Source organism: Bradyrhizobium sp. F1.4.3, from assembly GCF_040548375.1.
Classification (GTDB): Bacteria; Pseudomonadota; Alphaproteobacteria; order Rhizobiales; family Xanthobacteraceae; genus Bradyrhizobium.
In genome coordinates, this window is sequence record NZ_JBEPRN010000014.1 from 1 (window position 1) to 16,693 (window position 16,693).

Genomic DNA, 16,693 nt, shown 5'->3' on the forward strand with positions numbered 1-16,693 from the left:
GAAACTGACGGTTCTTCCCTCTTGCTGCCACAGGTCATCCTCGGAAATGCCCTGTCACCGAGATTATCGTGTCTCACTTGAGGGGTGCAGTCCAGCACTGTCACCGCGACTCGGATTTCGCGTGTTTTGCCAGACGGGGTCGCTGGAGCGGCAGGGCGGATCAAGCTGCAGGCCTTGCGAAGGCGTCGCGGTCCGGCGACGCTTCGATTTTGCGCCACTGTGCCGGAGTGATGCCCATGTGGCTCTTGAAGGCGCGCTGGAACGCCGCTTCGGATTGATACCCGACAGCTTCAGCCACGGCGCCGGTCGAAAGCGAAGATCTTTTCAGTTCGTTCGCGGCGAGCGCCATCCGGATATCGGTCAGGAGATCAGCGGCTGAGCGCCCGAGCTTCTCCTGGAATTGCCGCGCGAGCGTGGCTCGCGACATGCCGCACAGACGCCCCAGCTCGGGCAGCGACCATGCGCGCGCCGGCTCCTTGAACAGAGCGGCCACCGCCGGTGCAAGGCGCGGATGACCGGCCAGGGCAAGCAAACCGCGCGGCGCGTCGTCGGTGAGGCTGGCGAGCCGCAGCACGAGCGCGAACATCGCACTCGACAGTGCGTTCAACATCGCACGTCCACCGAGACGATCGTCTGCGGACTCGCTGCGCATCAAGGCGACGAGGCCGGCCAGTTGTCCCGCCGCGTCGCTGTCGCCGGCGCCAACGCCGGCATGCACGACGAGGCGCGGTGGCAGATAGCTACGTAGCAGGCGGTCATGCGGCGGCGCGATGGCAAAGTGTCCGCACAACAGGTCGAGCCGTTCCCCCGAGCCGAGATTTTCGCTGATCGTGAAATTGAGAGACGCGCGATTGCGCGCCGGCAGCGGCGCGGCGCCGCTGCCGTCGTGCATGACGTGCCGGGGATTGCCGGGAAGCAGCAGAATGTCTCCGGGCTCAAGTTTCAGCGGCCGGCCCTCCGCCGGATCGTCCAGCATCGCCGAGCCGGCAAGCACGGCGTGATACGGAATTTCGTTCGGCTCGCCCGGCCCCTGATCGATGCGCCATGGCGCGCCGTAGGCGCAGAGCAGGTCGAGCCGCCCGCGTACGGGCATCATCTCGAACAGCCGGCTCAGCCAATCCATCGCAATCTCCTGAACAGGCTCAAATTGACTCCTGAACAGGCTCAAATTGAGACGATTAAGCATGTATTCGGGATTTATCGACATTCAAAGTATCAGGCCGGGACCCTATTGTCACCCTGCAAACGTTCACCAACCCAACAAGGAGTGCCAACAATGTCCCGTCTTTCCGTTCCCAGTTTCGAAACCGCAACCGGCGCGACCGCTGAAGTCTATGGCCAGATCAGGAAGGCGATCGGCAGCGTGCCCAACACCTTTGCCGCGATCGGCGCCCATGGGCCGGATGCGCTCAAGTCCATCCTGCTCGCCGACAGCGTGCTCGCGTCGGGCTCGCTATCGAAGCGCGACCAGGAAACCATCAAGCTCGTCATCTCCGAGGTCGCCGGTTGCGACTACTGCGTGGCCGCGCACAGCCTGCTTGGCAAGCTCGCGGGCCTGAAGCCTGATGAGTTGAAGCGGATCCGCGAGCGCCGGGCGACCGGCGATGACAAGCGCGACGCGCTGATCCGGTTCGTCCGCAAGCTCGCGCAATCCAGCGGCACTGTCAGCGACGCGGATTTCGCCGCGATCAAGGCTGCCGGCTACACCGACGCGCAACTCGTCGAGATCAGCCTGGCCTTCGCGACCACCGTCTTCACCAACGTGTTCAACCGCATCAACGACACCGAGATCGACTTCCCCGCGCTCGCCTGAAGCGACCGCCCAGTCAGATCTTGAATGAAAGGATCACGACAATGACCGCGATTACCGACAACATGCAAAATCCGTTTGTCCGCGCGCTGCAAAAGTCCGGCCTGCTTGCGGAGGATCTCGACTACCACCTCGTTCGAGCGTCGATGGTGATCATGTTTCTCTTCTTCGGCTACCAGAAATGGTTCCCGTATGAATTCGAGCGACTGGTCCCATTCATCAGCAACGGGCCGCTGATCTGGTGGCTCTATCCCGTCTTCGGTCACGCGGGCGCCAGCTATTTCCTTGGCGCCTCGGAGTGGACGTTCGGGACGCTGCTGCTCGCCGGCTTCTGGGACAAGCGGCTCGGCGTGCTCGGCGCCCTCGGCTCGACCGGTACCTTCATCGCGACGGTCACGATCATTCCGTTCATGCCGGATGGCTGGGACGTCGCTGCGGGAGGATTCCCCGCGATGACCGGCAACGTCCCCTTCCTGATGAAGGACGTCGTTCTGCTGGCAGTGTCATTCTATCTGCTGAGGCAGGATGTGGTTCGGCTGATGCGGCGATGACTTCAGCCGACGAAAGATGTCAAAGGCGCAGTCATCGCCTGCAAGCCGAAGCGCGACGAGACGTAAGCCTCGCCGCGCTTCGCGAAGGCCCAGCATGCGGCGCTCTCACTCAAAAAAATCGTTGAGAAAAGCTGCTGCCAGAGGCTGAGGCGTTGGCATGAAGGGTTCTGTGCACGGTCACCGTAACTCCACCGTAACTCGCCAGCCCAGAGCGTCACGCGCTTTGGAAAGCAGCTCCCTCGGCGTCGCGAGGAATTGCCACCGACATGATCACGAGTGCCGCTTCGATCCGTCCGCTCCGCCCTGGGGCGGAGTCGTACTCGGCTAGGTGCCAGAGCCTCGCTGCTCCAATCTCTTCTTTTCCCGCTTTTCCAGTTCCGATCTGACTCTTTGATCGAGAAGATCAAACCGGTGGCCCTCGATCAACGAATTGGTGCGGCCGTTTCCTCTCGGATAGAACGTATCTGTCGACTTGAGGCAGGTGACTTCGGGTGGATCGAGCCGGAGCAACTTGAAGTCGTCCTCGCGGCTTCTCGCATCGACGACGCAAAGTGCATAGGCCGCACGCCACTGGGCATTCAGCTCGTAGCCGCCCTTGACGTCGTTCAGCAATTCATCGACCTTTTGCTTTTCAGTTTTTTGCGTGGCTCTCGCCTTCGGGAAGGCCATGCTGATTTTGACCTTGTGCATATCCAGGCGCGACCCGGCGAAGTTTGTACTGGCGTTCACCAGCCGGAACTCCTTCGGGACTGGCGCGAGCGTCACGGCCCCGCCAACCCTTCCATCGAACGCCGTGGTGAAGGTGAGCTCGTCGGTGAAGGTATCCAGGGCGCCCTCCTGAACTGCAATCTTCAAGAACGACGTCACGGCGCGCGCCAAGCCGATCGAGCCGGTGATTGGATACAGCCCGCGCTCGGGTTGAGGCTCGAATGGCGGACGGCCCGTCGGGGTGTTGGGAAAGTACTCGACGGAGCGGTTAATGTCGTTGCAGAAATTGTACCAGTTCTGCGTCAGAAGGCCCTTGAACGTGTCCTGGTTCTTGAACGTGCGTTTGGCCTGTCTGGTCGTATTGGCATTGCCGCCAGCGCCGACATCGACAGTGCCGGCCGGGTTGAGCACAGGCAACCTGAAGCCGACGCTGGCATCGGCATGGTTGGTTTCCGTGATGTCGAAGGTCCATTCATAGGCAATAGCAATATCCATGTATTGCTCCCAATCGTCTTGCTTCGCGGTATTGGGAAAGCGCTTGTGCAGCAGCTTCACATTGTCCTCACCGCCAGTCTTGTCACCGATGGTGTTCGGGTCGAATCTCGTCACCGGCGGATCCTCGTCCGCAAACCAGACCTCGACCTGGTGGACGAGGCCGAGCCTGAGCTCGCAACGGGCGGCTGCCACGATCGCTTCCGTCGGGATCGGGGACACGTCATCCACCAGCGGATGGATCGAGCACCCCGTCAGCGCTGTCACGGCGAGAACCGCGCAGATGCCACCCGCGCCGCTTGATGGTCTGCAGCCACGTGCGGCCGCTCGTTTCAATGGCCACAGATCGAAGTTGCGACCACGCCCCAATTGACGGATCGACTCGACGATACTTGTACGCATGACGCCCCCAACTTATCGCTCAAAATACAACACGTTGAAAAAACACAACCAGCCCAGGTGAGTGCGCCGAAGGTGCCGGCCTGGATCAGACCGCTTCATTGCAAGTCACCAGATAACCCCACACGACGAACGGTTCGCGCTGTCTCGAGCGGCGGCAGCGAACCGGTGGCGCCCTTCACAGCCCGTCAATTTCGGAGCGGTCTCGCCCGTTGCCGGGCTAGGGCCGCGCAAGCCTGCATCGTTGGTCATAAGGCCACGCACGATCGAGCCCCACGACGCACCATTCGAGCTCATAGCTTGGGCCATCCGCAATGATCGCGTAGTAGAGCGGGTAGATCAGGCGCTCAGGGCCGCGCCACGCCTTGATCTGCCCTTCGCAGAAACGGCGCGGCGGCGTGAGGTATTGTGGCCATGACTTCCAACTGGCTTTGCCTGTGTGAATGCCTTCGAAGCCCGAGGCTGAATGTCTGCCACGGTATTCAGCAGCGATCCGATCGATGACCGCAGGATCATTGCAGCGGGGCCCGGAATACCACGCGGACGGCCGATTGCCCTTCGCGACCCCGGCAGCGGACCAGGCGGGCGACGCGCACAACGTGCTTGCGATCATGAAGCACAGTGCCGTGGCTCCAGCGCATCGCACCGCATGCTTCCACGCTTTGGCGGCCTGGAGCAGCGCGATCGTTGACAGAAACGCCGTAGAGGGAATGAATCCGATCCGCCCAAAAGCCGACGACACGGCTGCGACAGATCTCAAATGGTGTGGCGTTGTCGCCAGACGCCGACGCGTAGCCCCCATGTCCGCCCCCGCAGAACAACAATGTTAAGTTGCAACGTGCGGCGACAGATTGTCAAGGGCCGCTTCACGAGGCGTCCTGGATTGCCGAGGTGCTTTGCGCTCGGGCCGACGGAAGCGGTTCATCGGCATCGCCGACTGGCCGATCGAGAGCGGGACTGAAGCAACCTCGGACCTCAACGACCTGGGCATCAAGGCGGACGACATCCAGTACGCAGCTCTCGCGAAACCCATCGCGTGCGAAGCGACAACCAACTACGACGGCAATCTCCGCTCGGCGATTATCCGCACAGGCGCAAAGGCAACGCAATCCACCACGTCGAACAGCACTTCAATGCTGCGATCGAACGCCCGCGCAAAGGCAATGGCATCATCGCACCGTTCGTCGGCGATGCCAGTGCCGAGCGTGCAATGGGGCGTCCAAGCGCCGGGCCGGTAATGAGGGCGACAATGTGCTGGATCGATTGCCGCGCTGATAGCGCCGTGGATGCGGGTCAGGGTCTCGTTCACCGCCGGCTCCGCCCAAAGGACAAGCGGAGAACCTTCGAACCAGCGAATACATTTGAATTCGATGCGCAGTTGCGTTTCGCCAGCAACGGCTGCCTGCATGGCGTCCCACGCAGTCTGTTCGTCGATCGCAAGCCCGTCGTAGATCGCAAACGTGACATGCGGACGGTAGCCGAGGGCGCGCATCGACGGCTCGACTTCGAACGCGGCGACTTGATCCCACAGCCGTTCGATCTCATTTGCGGACTGGTTATCGGCCCGGATGTTGATCGCCAATGCCACAGGTTCACCAGCGGGTGGAACAATCAAATCGAGATCAGGGGAAGGCTCGCTTCGGAAATTGGCGCTCCCTAGGGGAATTGAACCCTGTTTCAGCCCTAAGCGAGCCAAATAATGGTCCTTCTCCGTTCGCCAGTCATTCCCCCGGCGAGCGATGATGATCTGGCGCAGCGATACAGCTATCTGCTCGCCGTTCCCAAGCCGATCATCGCCGGCATCAATGGTGCAATCGCGGGCGTTGGTCTTTGCATCGTGCTCTATTGCGATCTCCGCTTCATGGCCGCGGGCGCAAAGCTGACCACGTCCTTTGCCCGGCGCGGCCTGATCGCAGAGCACGGCAGCGCCTGGATGTTGCGTCAGCTGATCGGCCCGATGAATGCCGCAGATCTTCTACTTTCGGGGCGTGTGGTCGAAGCTGCAGAAGCCGAGCGGCTCGGCCTGGTCAGAATGCTGCCCGCAGACGATTTCCGCGAAACCGTTCAACAAACGGCATCGGATTTCGCCAATCTGTGCTCGCCCCGATCCATGCGCATCATCAAACAGCAGCTGACGGCGGCTCCTCGGCAAACGCTGGCCGAAGCCACGCAGTTCGCAAACAGGGAAGTCGCGATCTGCCGCGGAACGGAGGACTTCAGGGAAGGCGTTGCCCACTTCCTCGAAAAGCGAGCGCCGCGCTTCACCGGCGAGTGAAGGTGCGTTCGAGGACGCCAGCGGCGATCGAGACCGAGGCTTGATGAGAGATGGCGCTCGGCTGAAGGGGCCGCCCGTCGACCACAGCGCCAAATAAGGGGGTCATGCCCTCTCATTGCGCAGCCGGCGATAAGATTGAGGGCACGCGCTCCGATCGTTGCCGTAGATGCTGATATGCCGGCACTGCGATGCAACCATCTACCGCAAGAAAGCGCACAAAATCGTAGTTTGGAGTGCAAAATCGCAGCCTTGGTAGCGGGAGACCGCTACATGGCCAAACCCACTACTGTGGAGGCGCTGTTCTCATACCGGAGGGCAGCTTAACTCCCGACCTCGCGCCTTGATAGCCCGCCAGAAGCCGCCGTTCTTACGCGGTCCCCGCACGCCCGTGCGTCGACGTAAAATTCACGATTCCGACGGAGCCGCTGATTAAGAGTCGAATGAGCTTTCTGCAAAATCAATTTCCATTCCGACAAACACGTTGTCCAGCCTGCATTGAGCCCGCAGCAGAATTTCTCTTTGTCGGAATGTCGGGCTGAGGCCGGAGTATACAGCGATTCAATACGAGTTTGCGCGGCTGCTGCGAGCAACCATCAGCAAAGATACCTAGATGTTCATCCCGCAAGTGCACGTCGCGTATGCCAATCAGTCACAGACTGGAAGGCGTGGCCCGCGCGCGCGAGAACATCTTCCGACAAATGCGGTCCCACCAGTTGCATACTCAGCGGCAAGCCGTCCGACGCCATACCGTTTGGCAGGGTTATGGTTGGACTGCCCGAAAAATCGAACACCGCGGTGAAGCGCAGAATGCTCATTAGAACGTTCGGATCCGCACCGTATTCGCCCATTTTGGTAAGTGTGGGGATCGGCACGGGCATAGTAGGGATCAGTAGCAAGTCGATCTCGCCGAACAGCTTGGCCAGACTGCCGGAGAAATTCAGCCGCTCGTGATGGATCGCGGCAATCTCGACGCCGCTCATCGACCTGCCCTGATCGATCAGCTGCGCCAGGTCTGGGCCATATTCTGATTTCCGCGACGGATAGGTTTCGAGGTGGGCCTCCGCCGTCTCGATCGAGCACATGGGAATCCACATGCTGACAAGCTTTTCGTAGGACGGGAACTTGACCTCACGAATGTCGGCGCCAAGCTCCGCGAGCGTGCGCTCGGCCTCCAGCAAGGCCGCGACGACCTGTGGATCGATCCCCTCCTGGGTATATTTGCGATCTACACCGATCCTCACACCACGTAAGCCGTTCCCGATCCCGGCCAGATAATTCGGTACGGGCGCTTGCAGCGCGGTCGGATCGTTCACATCAGCGCCCGCGATGATTCCGAGCATGGCCGCGGCGTCTGCAGCACTGCGGCACATAGGTCCGACATGGTCGAGCGAATCCGCCAACGGAAAAACGCCGTGTCGACTGACACGCCCCCATGTCGGCTTGATCCCAGTCAGCCCGCACGTCGCCGATGGAAACCGGATCGAGCCGCCGGTATCGCTGCCGATCGAGCCGAAGCAAAGTCCAGCCGAAGTCACCACGCCCGATCCACTGGAGGAGGAACCGACCCAGTAATTGACGTTCCAGGGATTGAGCGGCGCCTGATCATCGGGATGGTGGCTGGTATAGGCACCCTCTGTCATTTTGAGCTTGCCGAGCGTAACGGCTCCGGCGAGTTCCAGACGGTCGACGATCGTCGCGTTGAACGAGGGCACGAATTTGGCATGGATCGTGGTGCCGCCCGCGGTCGGCGCGAATTTGGTGTAGCAGAGATCCTTCAACCCGATTGGCACCCCGTGCAGCGGGCCACGCCGGATTCCTTTGGCGACTTCCGCGTCGCAACGCTTCGCCTGCTCCATGGCGCGTTCAGCAAGGACGAGCGCATAGCCGTGGAACTGGCCGTCGAGTCTCGCGATCCGGCTCAACATCACCTCGGTCACTTCCGAGGGTCGAAGCTCGCCGCGCTGGAACAGCCCGGAAATCTCTACGATCGATTTGTAGTGAATCGGATCTGCTGACATCTGACAGCCCTGCTCTTGTCGGGAATACCTATTTCTCGCCGGTCCCGCTGACGGCCCGGTCTTGCGACGGCTCTGATCTCGCTTGGGGCCTAGAACTGAACCCCGCGCGTGAGGGCACCGTCCACGACAAGATTGGTCCCGGTGATGAAGCTTGCCGCCTTGCTGGCAAGGAACACGGCGCCGTTCGCCATCTCCTGCGGCGTGCCCATGCGGCCGGTCGGATTCAGCGCCAGCGCGGTCTTGTACAATTCGGGATTGCCGTTCTTGATCATATTCCAGACACCGCCCTCGAAATAGGTGTTGCCCGGCGAGACCGAATTGGCGCGGATGCCCTTGCCGGCAAGCTGGAAGGCCAAGCCTTGGGTATAATGGATGATCGCGGCCTTGAACGTGCCGTAGGGACCACTGGCGAAGTCCACCTCCCGCCCCGACACGCTGGAAATGGTGACGATTGCGGCGGCTTTGCTCTTCTCGAGATACGGCATCGCGGCGTTGACGAGCCGTACCGTGCCCATCATGTCAGTGGAGAACTCCTTCTCCCAGCTCTCCTCGTCCTGCCCGATCGAAAGCGCGCTGACATTGGCGACGACGACGTCGATGCCGCCGAGCTTCGAGGCCATGTCCTCAACCCAGGCTTTGAGCGCCGGGCCTTTAGAAACATCAACCGCATCACCGAATGCTGCGACGCCCTTCGCCTTGATTGCGGTGACCGCACTGTCGACGTCGGCTTTATTGCGCGCGCAGATGCCGACATCGGCACCCTCCGCCGCGAACGTGTCGGCGATCGCCCTGCCGATTCCCTTGGTGCTGCCGGTAACGAGTACTTTTGCTCCCTTGAGTCCCAGATCCATGTTCATTCCCTCCGTTATGCATGACTCACACGCGCGGTATTCGCCGTCATCCGGCGCTATCGCTCAGAGCAGGAGCTGTCCGCGGACGTTGTCCTCGTTGACCTCGCTGCCTGCGAGCGATTGCGTGATCTTGCCCTTCTCCATGATGTAGCAGCGCTCGGCGATCGCGAGGATGGTATCCAGATTCTGCTCGACGAAGATGATGGTGGTGCCGAGCTCATCGCGAAATGATTTCAGTGCCTCGCAGATGTGCTGGACGATCGAGGGTTGTATCCCTTCGGACGGCTCGTCCAGAATCATCAGCGATGGATTGCCGATCAGTGCCCGGCCGATGGCGAGCTGCTGCTGCTCGCCGCCGGACATGGTGCCAGCGGCCTGCCGCCGGCGCTCCTTCAGGCGCGGAAAATACTGGTAGACGAGCTCCGGAAGCTTCTTGCCCCTGGTTCCGCCGATGAGCTCGCCGACCTGCAAGTTCTCCTCGACGGTCATCTGCGGAAAGACGTCGCGGCCCTGAGGGATGTAGCCGAAGCCTGCTCGCGCCCGCGCATCAGCTTCAAGGTGAGTTATGTCACGCTCCATGAACGAGATTGTGCCGCGCCAGCTCTGCAGCAATCCGATCAGGCATCGCATAAGCGTGGATTTGCCAACGCCGTTACGGCCGATCACGCCGACAATCTCACCGCGTGCGACCGACATGGTGACACCCTGCAGGATCGGCGTTGCCCCGTAGCCGGCCCATAGTTCCGAGACATCGAGGATCCGGTCAGTGGACATGCTTTCAGTGGACATGGGTCTTACCCAGATAGATTTCCGCGACCTTCTCGTCCGCAAGGATCGTCTCGAGGTTACCGCGCGCAAATATCTTGCCGAGATGCAGAACCGTGACTTGCTGAGCGACCTGGCGGACGAACGCCATATCATGCTCGACCACCAGCACCGTCATGCCCTCCGCATTGAACGACTTGATCAGTTCGCCAGTTTTGAAAGTCTCTTCCGAAGACATGCCGGCGGTCGGCTCGTCCAGTAGCAACAGCTGCGGCTTCAACGCCAGCGCCATTCCGATCTCGAGCCATTGCTGCTGGCCGTGCGATAGCGCTCCTGCGAGTTTGTCGCCGTCTGGCGCGAGATTGAGCAGCGTCAGAAGGCGATCCTCTTCGGCAGCGCGCTCCGTGCCGGACATTCGCCCCTGTAAAGCCGTTTGGATGTTCTGCCGAACCGGCAGCTCCTTGAACACACTCGGGGCTTGCATCTTGATACTCATGCCGCGCTGCACGCGCGCATAGGGACGCTCGGCAGTGATGTCGACCGTGTCGAAGAAGATGCTGCCCAGAGTTGGCGGGTAGAGACCCACAATCAGCTTGAACAGCGTGCTCTTGCCGGCACCGTTGGGGCCGATCAGGCAGTGGACCTCGCCGACATTCACGGTGAGGTCGACGTCGGACACGGCGGTCAACCCGCCGAAGCGCTTCGATACCCCTTTGACTTCCACCAGGGCCATGATCAGAATTCTTTCGACTGCAGGCGAGCAGTCTCCGTAAGGCTCGCGCCGGCATCGCGCGGCCCTCGCCCGCCCCACCAACCGGCAGCAAGCTTGCCGATACCGAGCACAAAACCCTGCGGCGCCAGCATCACCGTAGCGAGCAGCAACGCTCCCATCAGCACCAGCGCCGCCTGCTGACTATAGACCGTGATGGTCTGAAACCCGAACAGCAGCAGGAACGACCCGACCAAAGTTGCGGTAAGATCGCTTCGTCCGGAGAAGGCGACCCAGACAATCGGCATAGCGGCCGCTGGCAAGCCGATGCTCGACGGCGTGATGAACTGGCCCCACGATGTGTACAGGGCACCACTCAGCCCTGCGAGGCCGCTGCCGATCACGAAGGTCAGAAGTTGATATTTCCTGACGTCATAACCTAGCATCTCGGCGCGCTGCGGGTTCTCGCGCGTCGCCACGATGACGTTGCCGATGCCTGAATTCACCAGCATACGCAGCGCCAGATAGATGATGACGATCAACGCAATCATGACGTAGTAGAGCGCAGATCCCTCGATATAGAAGTCGCCGACGGCAAGAGGGTCCATGCCCTTCATCCCGTTGAAGCCGTTCAGCCGCGCCGGCCCGATGTGCCATTCCGGCCCCGCTGTCTGACCAAGGAAGAAGGCGAGCACAAGCGTCGCGGATAAGGTGACGATGCCGAAGAAGATGCCGTTGATACCGCCCCAGATCATAAAGTAGCCGAGAATGCCGGCTGCCACCATCGAGATCGCCACAGAGAAGACAAGCGCAGCGATCGTCGCCGTTCCGCCGCCCATGTTGATCGCGAGCACGCCATAGCCGTAGCCGGCAATGCCGAAGAACAGGGTCTGCCCGAACGACAGCATGCCGCCATAGCCCCACATCAAGCAGAGGCCCAGCGCCATGAAGATCCAGATCAGGAAGTAGGCAAAATTTCCGACATCATAAGAGTCGGCGAACAGCGGATAGCTCAACGCACCTGCCAGCACGACAAAGAAGCAGGACCAAAAGGTCTTTCCGCGTCCGAGCGTCTGTGGGCCTTCGAGCAGCTTGAACATCAAAATCGTCCTTTAGCGCCCACGACGAACCAGCACACTGGAGAGACCTTCAGGCAGCACCCGAATGATCAGGATGACGGCCACCAGCATGCCGATCTGTCCGATGATCTGACCGTAGCTTGCGTTCAGCGCCATCCGGATCATCGCCAGGAATACCGCGGCCGGCGCCGTTCCGAGCAGCACGTTCGCTCCTCCGATCACGACCGTGACGAAGCTTTCGACGACGAAGGTCGCACCCATGGTCGGGATCAGCGTCATGGTCGGCGCGTACAGCGCCCCGCAGAGCCCAGCGAGACCGGTGCCGATCCCGAAGCTGATCGCGTAAATGCGGCCGGTGCGCGCGCCCAGCGCCTTGGCCATCGCCGCATTCTGCATCGTCGCGCGCGCGATCACGCCGAAGCGCGTCTTCATGAAGATGATGTAGAGACCGGCAAGCACCGCCACCGCGCAGCCGAACAGCACCAGACGATAGGTCGAGAAAGTGTAGCCTCCGATCGCAAAGCTCCCCTCGGGCGTGCCTATGCCCCGCACCGCGGAGCCTATGATCAGGAGCATGGATTGCGTCACGATGAGGCTCAGCCCCCAGGTGGCGAGCAGGGAATCGAGCGGCCGCTTGTAGAAGCGCCGCACGATCAGGAATTCGACCGCGACACCGATGAGCCCCGCCGTCAGCGCCGCCAGGATCTGTGCAATCGGAAGGGGCACCCCCAGATTGACCAGACCCACGGTGACGTAGGCACCACACATGATGAACTCGCCGTGCGCCATGTTGATGACGCCCATCATGCCGAACACGATGGCAAGCCCCGCGGCCGAGAGGATGAGGAACGCGAAGACGTCGGCGAACTGATAGAATAACGAGAAGAGTTCAGCCGACATTCCGGTCCCTTTGCCCATCCGCTTGTTCGCGGCGCCGCGTCGTTGCGGCGCCGGCCTGACTTGACATCGCGATGCACATCACGAGCAAAATCCGTGCCCGTCACGTCTCACGACTTGTTCGGAAGATGACTAGGCGTGTACTGATCCTTGTCGTTCTTCTTGGTGAGATCGCAGCCGATCTGTCCGAGCCAGTAGGGCTGGATCGTTCCGTAGTCCTTCTCCACCGTCACTTCGTGCTTGGGCCCGACCGAGATCAGGCGCATGCGGTGCGACGTGTGTTGGCTCTTCGGATCGATACAGACCTTGCCTTCGGGCGCATCGATACAGGCATCGCCCGTTGCGATCACCTTCCGCATGTCATCGAGCTTGGTCGACTTCGCCTTCTCGACCAGCGCCTTGTACATGTAGAGCGCATTGTAAGCGTTATAGCCCATGTCGTTGATGTAGAGCTCGTCCGGGAATTTGGCGTGCCAGCGCTTCTTGAACTCGTTGGCCTCCGGCGTATCGATCTCCTCGAACCAGTTGGCGGTCGCATGCATGTTGTTGAGTGCCGGCGGCTTGAACCGCTTGTGCTCGAAGCCGAGCATGACCTTGATCGACGACCCCATCGGCAGATTGAGGTTGGCCGCAGCCGCCTGCTCGAAGAAGGAGTCCTGTGCCGCACCGACATTGATCGTCAGGAGCCAATCCGGCTTCGCCTTCTGGATGTTCTGGATCGTCTGCGCGAATTGCGACACCCCGAGCGGAATGAACTCTTCGCCCACGACCTCGCCGCCCAGATCCTTCATGATCTTGCGGTTCCACTCCGCCGAGATCTGACCGAAATTGTAGTCGGCGGCAATGACATAGACTTTCTTGCCGAACTTCTCGACCATCCAGGGAATCAGCGTCGAAAATTGCTGCTCGGGCACCGCCCCCATGCTGATCATGCTGGCGTCGCAGACGCCGCCTTCATATTGATTGGTGTAGATATACGGCGTCGAGGTGCGGTCAACGATCGGGCGCAGCGCCTCGCGCGAGGCTGATGTAATGCCGCCGATCAGGACGTCCACCTTGTCGCGATTGAGCAGACGGCGCCCGAATTCCTGATAGCGAGCGTTGTCGCCTTGCGGATCGAGATGGATCAGCTCGATCTGCCGCCCAAGGATGCCGCCGTTCTTGTTGATCTCCTCGACGGCAAGCTGGGAGCCATGGAGCTTCGGCATCCCCATGAACGCGAGGTCGCCGGAGACGTCCTCGAGCAGACCGACTTTCAGCGGCTCTGCCGCCTGGACTAACCCCAGCGCCGATGTTCCAAGCAAAGCGCCAAGCAGAGCGATACCAATTCTACGTCCGGAGTTCATGTTGATGTCCCCTGTCCTTGAAGATGATTGAATGTCATGGCTTGAGGTAATTTTTCAGGATCGACGCGCCCATCGTGTATTTGGGGTCGACCATGTTGCCGAGCCGCATACGGCCGGCCTGGCTGAGCAGCATGTAGGCGTCGATCTCGTCGAATCCATAATCGGCGGCCATCCACCGCACTAGCTCGCGATAGGCGATGCGCGCCGCGTCCTCGAGCGGGCGGGCGCTGCCAATCGTCATGATGAAGTCACGCGTCTCTAGCCGGGGCCACGCAAAGCTCCAGTTCTTGATCAGGTCGATCTGCAGCGTGACGGTCGCGCGTTGTTCGAGAGCGACACCGGACAGTTCGCCGTCGCCCTGCGTCGCGTGGCAGTCGCCGACATAGAGCATCCCTCCATCGGTGTGCACGGGGAAATAGATGACGGCGCCAGGGGCGACGTCGGGCAGATCCATGTTGCCGCCGTGGTAGTCCGGCTGCAGCGACGAGATGGCCTCGATCTCCGGTGAGACACCGATTGTTCCGATGAACGGCTCATAGGGTAGCGTGATCTTGTCGTTCCAGCGCACGCCATTCCTGTCGACATGCAGCTTTTTCACGCGTTCCGGCAACGGCGGATTGAGCAACGCCGTTGAGGCGGTCCCGACCAGCCCGCCGAATTCAGGAATGATGCAGGTCGTACCTGCTGGTTGCTCGCCCCGCGTCTCGACATCGCGGATATAGATTGCAAGGCAATCGCCCTTCTTGGCGCCCTTGACCGCGATCGGTCCGCATTGCGGGTTCAGGTAGGGGAAGTTCAGTTTGGCAGTGGGGCTGTCGCTTTCGCTGGTGAGCACCCCGCCAAAGGCGTCCTCGGTTTCTACGACCACCACCCCGCCTGGATCGATCGACAGGGTCGGCTTTGCATAAGGACCGTAGACATAGTGGAAGCCGCCCTGCTGCTCGATCGTCAAGCTATGGGTTGCGCCGGTTGCACCCTTCGCGACCGCGCGTTTGGCCATGATGGAATTCTTCAACCAGTCTTCAGCGGGCATTCGAATGGCTCCTCAACTCAGATACCGGGATGACGCTTGTGCCAGTCGGTCACGCGCTGGAAGGCGTCGCCGGCTCGAACGAGACTGGCTTCGTCGAAGTGACGGCCGACGAACTGGAAGGCGACCGGACCGCCATTCGCCGCGAAGCCGCCCGGCAGCGTCACTGTCGGGCTCCCCGTCATGTCGAATGGGCATGTGAAGCGGAGCAACCCGGCGATCAGCGATGCGTCCTCGCCCAACGATCCCATTTTGGCGAGCGTGGGTGCTGCGAAGGCCTGAGCCGGCAGCGCGATGAGATCGACCGCCTCGAACAGCAGGCGGACCGCGCCGCGGAACGCTTCGCGGCGCAGCACGATCTTCTGATAGTCCATGCCCGATTGTTGCCGGCCGAGATCGAGCAGACCTGCAAGCGCTGGCCCATACTCGTCCATGCGCGACGGATAGGTCTCCTCATGCGCGACAGCCACCTCGATGCCGCACAATGGGAACCAGTCGTCGATCACCGCCTTCGGATCGGGGAACGTGATCTCCTTGATTTTCGCGCCCAGATCTGCCCCGACGCGGAGACCTTCACCAAGCACCTTTGCCGCGGCATCGTCGGTGCCTTCGCTGGTCCAGCGCCGGTCGACACCGATCGTCACACCGCGCAAATTGTCGGACAGATCTGCGAGATAGTCAGGGACCGGCAACGGAACCGATGTGGTGTCCTTCGGATCCTGGCCCGCGATCACGCCGAGGATCGCGCCGCAATCGACTGCGCTGCGCGCCATCGGCCCGATATGATCCAATGTCGCCGCGAGTTCGAACGCGCCGTAGCGGCTGACGCGGCCCCAGGTCGGCTTGAGGCCGGTGGTGCCGTTGGCAGCAGAAGGAAAGCGAATCGATCCGCCCGTATCGGTGCCGAGCGATCCAAAGCAGAGCCCCGCAGCGGTAGCGACGCCAGAGCCGCTTGAGGATGCGCCGGGCCAGAGATCCGCATTCCACGGGTTCTTCGGCGGATCGATCTTCGGATGATGGTCGGCGTAGGCTCCCTCGGTCTGCTGCAACTTGCCGAGAATGATTGCGCCAGCATCCTTGAGCCGCGCAACGACGGTTGCGTCCTCGCTCGGACGGAAGTCTTGATGGATCGTCATACCATGGGCCGCTGGCGCACCCTTGGCCCAACAAAGATCCTTCACCGCAATTGGAACCCCATGCAGCGGCCCTCTGACCTTCCCGGATGCGATCTCCTTCTCGGCGGCGGCCGCTTGCGCAAGCGCGGACTCCGCCATCACGTAAGCGTAGCTCTTGAGCTTGCCGTCGAGTTGCTCGATCCGCCCGAGCATCGCCTTTGTCACTTCGACCGACGACAGCTCCTTCGCATGGATCTTCTGTCCGACGTCGACGAGCCCGAGGTAGTGGAGGTCTGTTGTCGCCATCGCTCATCCCCGCGTCCAATACAACGCAGGCGCGGGCTACCTTGCCGCCGCGCATGCGTCATCGTTTTGGCGACCCGGATGCATCGCCAATGTCCTGGCGGCAAAACGAAAAAAGCCACCCGCCCCTCCCAAACGAGGTGACGAATGGCTCAAATGCCGCGGCTATGATCTGTCGCAGAGGGCCCGACATCGAACGATGCACTTGGTGCGGAGAGCTGGACGTCATCGGCCAGACCGGCGCACGCGAAGTTCGACAGGAAACCCTGTAGGCAAAAATCTAAGGACCTGCCTACCGTATTGTCAACGATGCTGTCTGCCTAAATTTCGCGAAGCTGCTGCGCA

Annotated in this window: 16 protein-coding genes; 3 read left to right on the plus strand and 13 right to left on the minus strand. The window is 61.2% G+C overall.

All coding sequences use genetic code 11. The features are described from left to right. Positions 1-160: 160 nt before the first annotated feature. A complete protein-coding gene (locus ABIB73_RS27890) occupies positions 161-1,123 on the minus strand; it encodes a cupin domain-containing protein (RefSeq protein WP_354229205.1) in 963 nt (320 codons plus the stop codon). 153 nt (positions 1,124-1,276) lie between these two features. Between ABIB73_RS27890 and ABIB73_RS27895 the strand changes: the two genes are divergently transcribed. Further along, positions 1,277-1,813, plus strand: coding sequence for a carboxymuconolactone decarboxylase family protein (locus ABIB73_RS27895; RefSeq protein ID WP_354229207.1), 537 nt, complete (start codon positions 1,277-1,279; stop codon positions 1,811-1,813). A 41-nt stretch (positions 1,814-1,854) separates the two neighbouring features. Next, positions 1,855-2,361, plus strand: coding sequence for a YkgB family protein (locus tag ABIB73_RS27900; protein ID WP_354229209.1), 507 nt, complete (start codon positions 1,855-1,857; stop codon positions 2,359-2,361). Between the two features lie 324 nt (positions 2,362-2,685). Here ABIB73_RS27900 and ABIB73_RS27905 read toward each other — a convergent pair whose 3' ends face one another. The 3 genes from ABIB73_RS27905 to ABIB73_RS27915 form a co-directional block, all read right to left on the minus strand. Beyond that, positions 2,686-3,963, minus strand: coding sequence for a Y4kA family protein (locus ABIB73_RS27905; RefSeq protein WP_354229211.1), 1,278 nt, complete (start codon positions 3,961-3,963; stop codon positions 2,686-2,688). A 217-nt stretch (positions 3,964-4,180) separates the two neighbouring features. Beyond that, positions 4,181-4,573, minus strand: coding sequence for a hypothetical protein (locus tag ABIB73_RS27910; protein ID WP_354229213.1), 393 nt, complete (start codon positions 4,571-4,573; stop codon positions 4,181-4,183). Positions 4,574-5,014: 441 nt separating this feature from the next. Next, on the minus strand, positions 5,015-5,881 hold the full coding sequence (locus ABIB73_RS27915) for a 2'-5' RNA ligase family protein (RefSeq protein WP_354229215.1): 867 nt from the start codon (positions 5,879-5,881) through the stop codon (positions 5,015-5,017). On the opposite strand from ABIB73_RS27915, the gene ABIB73_RS27920 reads away from it, so the two are divergent. Next, complete coding sequence (locus ABIB73_RS27920; RefSeq protein ID WP_354229544.1) at positions 5,762-6,235, plus strand: enoyl-CoA hydratase-related protein; 474 nt, start codon at positions 5,762-5,764, stop codon at positions 6,233-6,235. The genes ABIB73_RS27915 and ABIB73_RS27920 overlap by 120 nt on opposite strands. A gap of 614 nt (positions 6,236-6,849) precedes the next feature. Here the strand turns inward: ABIB73_RS27920 and ABIB73_RS27925 are convergent. The 9 genes from ABIB73_RS27925 to ABIB73_RS27965 all read right to left on the minus strand — a co-directional run bounded on the left by ABIB73_RS27925 (position 6,850) and on the right by ABIB73_RS27965 (position 16,351). Next, positions 6,850-8,253 (minus strand): amidase, encoded by a 1,404-nt coding sequence (locus tag ABIB73_RS27925; RefSeq protein ID WP_354229217.1) that lies wholly within the window; start codon positions 8,251-8,253, stop codon positions 6,850-6,852. 89 nt (positions 8,254-8,342) lie between these two features. After that, the gene (locus ABIB73_RS27930; RefSeq protein ID WP_354229219.1) at positions 8,343-9,104 is read right to left on the minus strand and encodes an SDR family NAD(P)-dependent oxidoreductase; all 762 of its coding nucleotides are present in this window, start codon (positions 9,102-9,104) and stop codon (positions 8,343-8,345) included. Positions 9,105-9,167: 63 nt separating this feature from the next. Further along, entirely contained in the window at positions 9,168-9,893 is a 726-nt protein-coding gene (locus ABIB73_RS27935) for an ABC transporter ATP-binding protein (RefSeq protein ID WP_502918462.1), read from the minus strand. Continuing rightward, positions 9,883-10,602, minus strand: coding sequence for an ABC transporter ATP-binding protein (locus tag ABIB73_RS27940; protein ID WP_354229221.1), 720 nt, complete (start codon positions 10,600-10,602; stop codon positions 9,883-9,885). The genes ABIB73_RS27935 and ABIB73_RS27940 overlap by 11 nt, the downstream gene beginning before the upstream one ends. Before the next feature lie 2 nt (positions 10,603-10,604). Next, the gene (locus ABIB73_RS27945; RefSeq protein ID WP_354229223.1) at positions 10,605-11,678 is read right to left on the minus strand and encodes a branched-chain amino acid ABC transporter permease; all 1,074 of its coding nucleotides are present in this window, start codon (positions 11,676-11,678) and stop codon (positions 10,605-10,607) included. Positions 11,679-11,690: 12 nt separating this feature from the next. Next, positions 11,691-12,557 carry an ABC transporter permease subunit gene (locus ABIB73_RS27950; RefSeq protein WP_354229225.1) on the minus strand — a complete coding sequence of 289 codons (867 nt, stop codon included), beginning with the start codon at positions 12,555-12,557 and terminating at the stop codon, positions 11,691-11,693. A 107-nt stretch (positions 12,558-12,664) separates the two neighbouring features. After that, the gene (locus tag ABIB73_RS27955; protein ID WP_354229226.1) at positions 12,665-13,900 is read right to left on the minus strand and encodes an urea ABC transporter substrate-binding protein; all 1,236 of its coding nucleotides are present in this window, start codon (positions 13,898-13,900) and stop codon (positions 12,665-12,667) included. Positions 13,901-13,934: 34 nt separating this feature from the next. Then, a complete protein-coding gene (locus ABIB73_RS27960) occupies positions 13,935-14,933 on the minus strand; it encodes an acetamidase/formamidase family protein (protein ID WP_354229228.1) in 999 nt (332 codons plus the stop codon). A 17-nt stretch (positions 14,934-14,950) separates the two neighbouring features. Beyond that, positions 14,951-16,351: an amidase gene (locus tag ABIB73_RS27965; protein ID WP_354229230.1), complete on the minus strand. Its 1,401-nt coding sequence runs from the start codon at positions 16,349-16,351 to the stop codon at positions 14,951-14,953. Positions 16,352-16,693 lie beyond the last annotated feature (342 nt).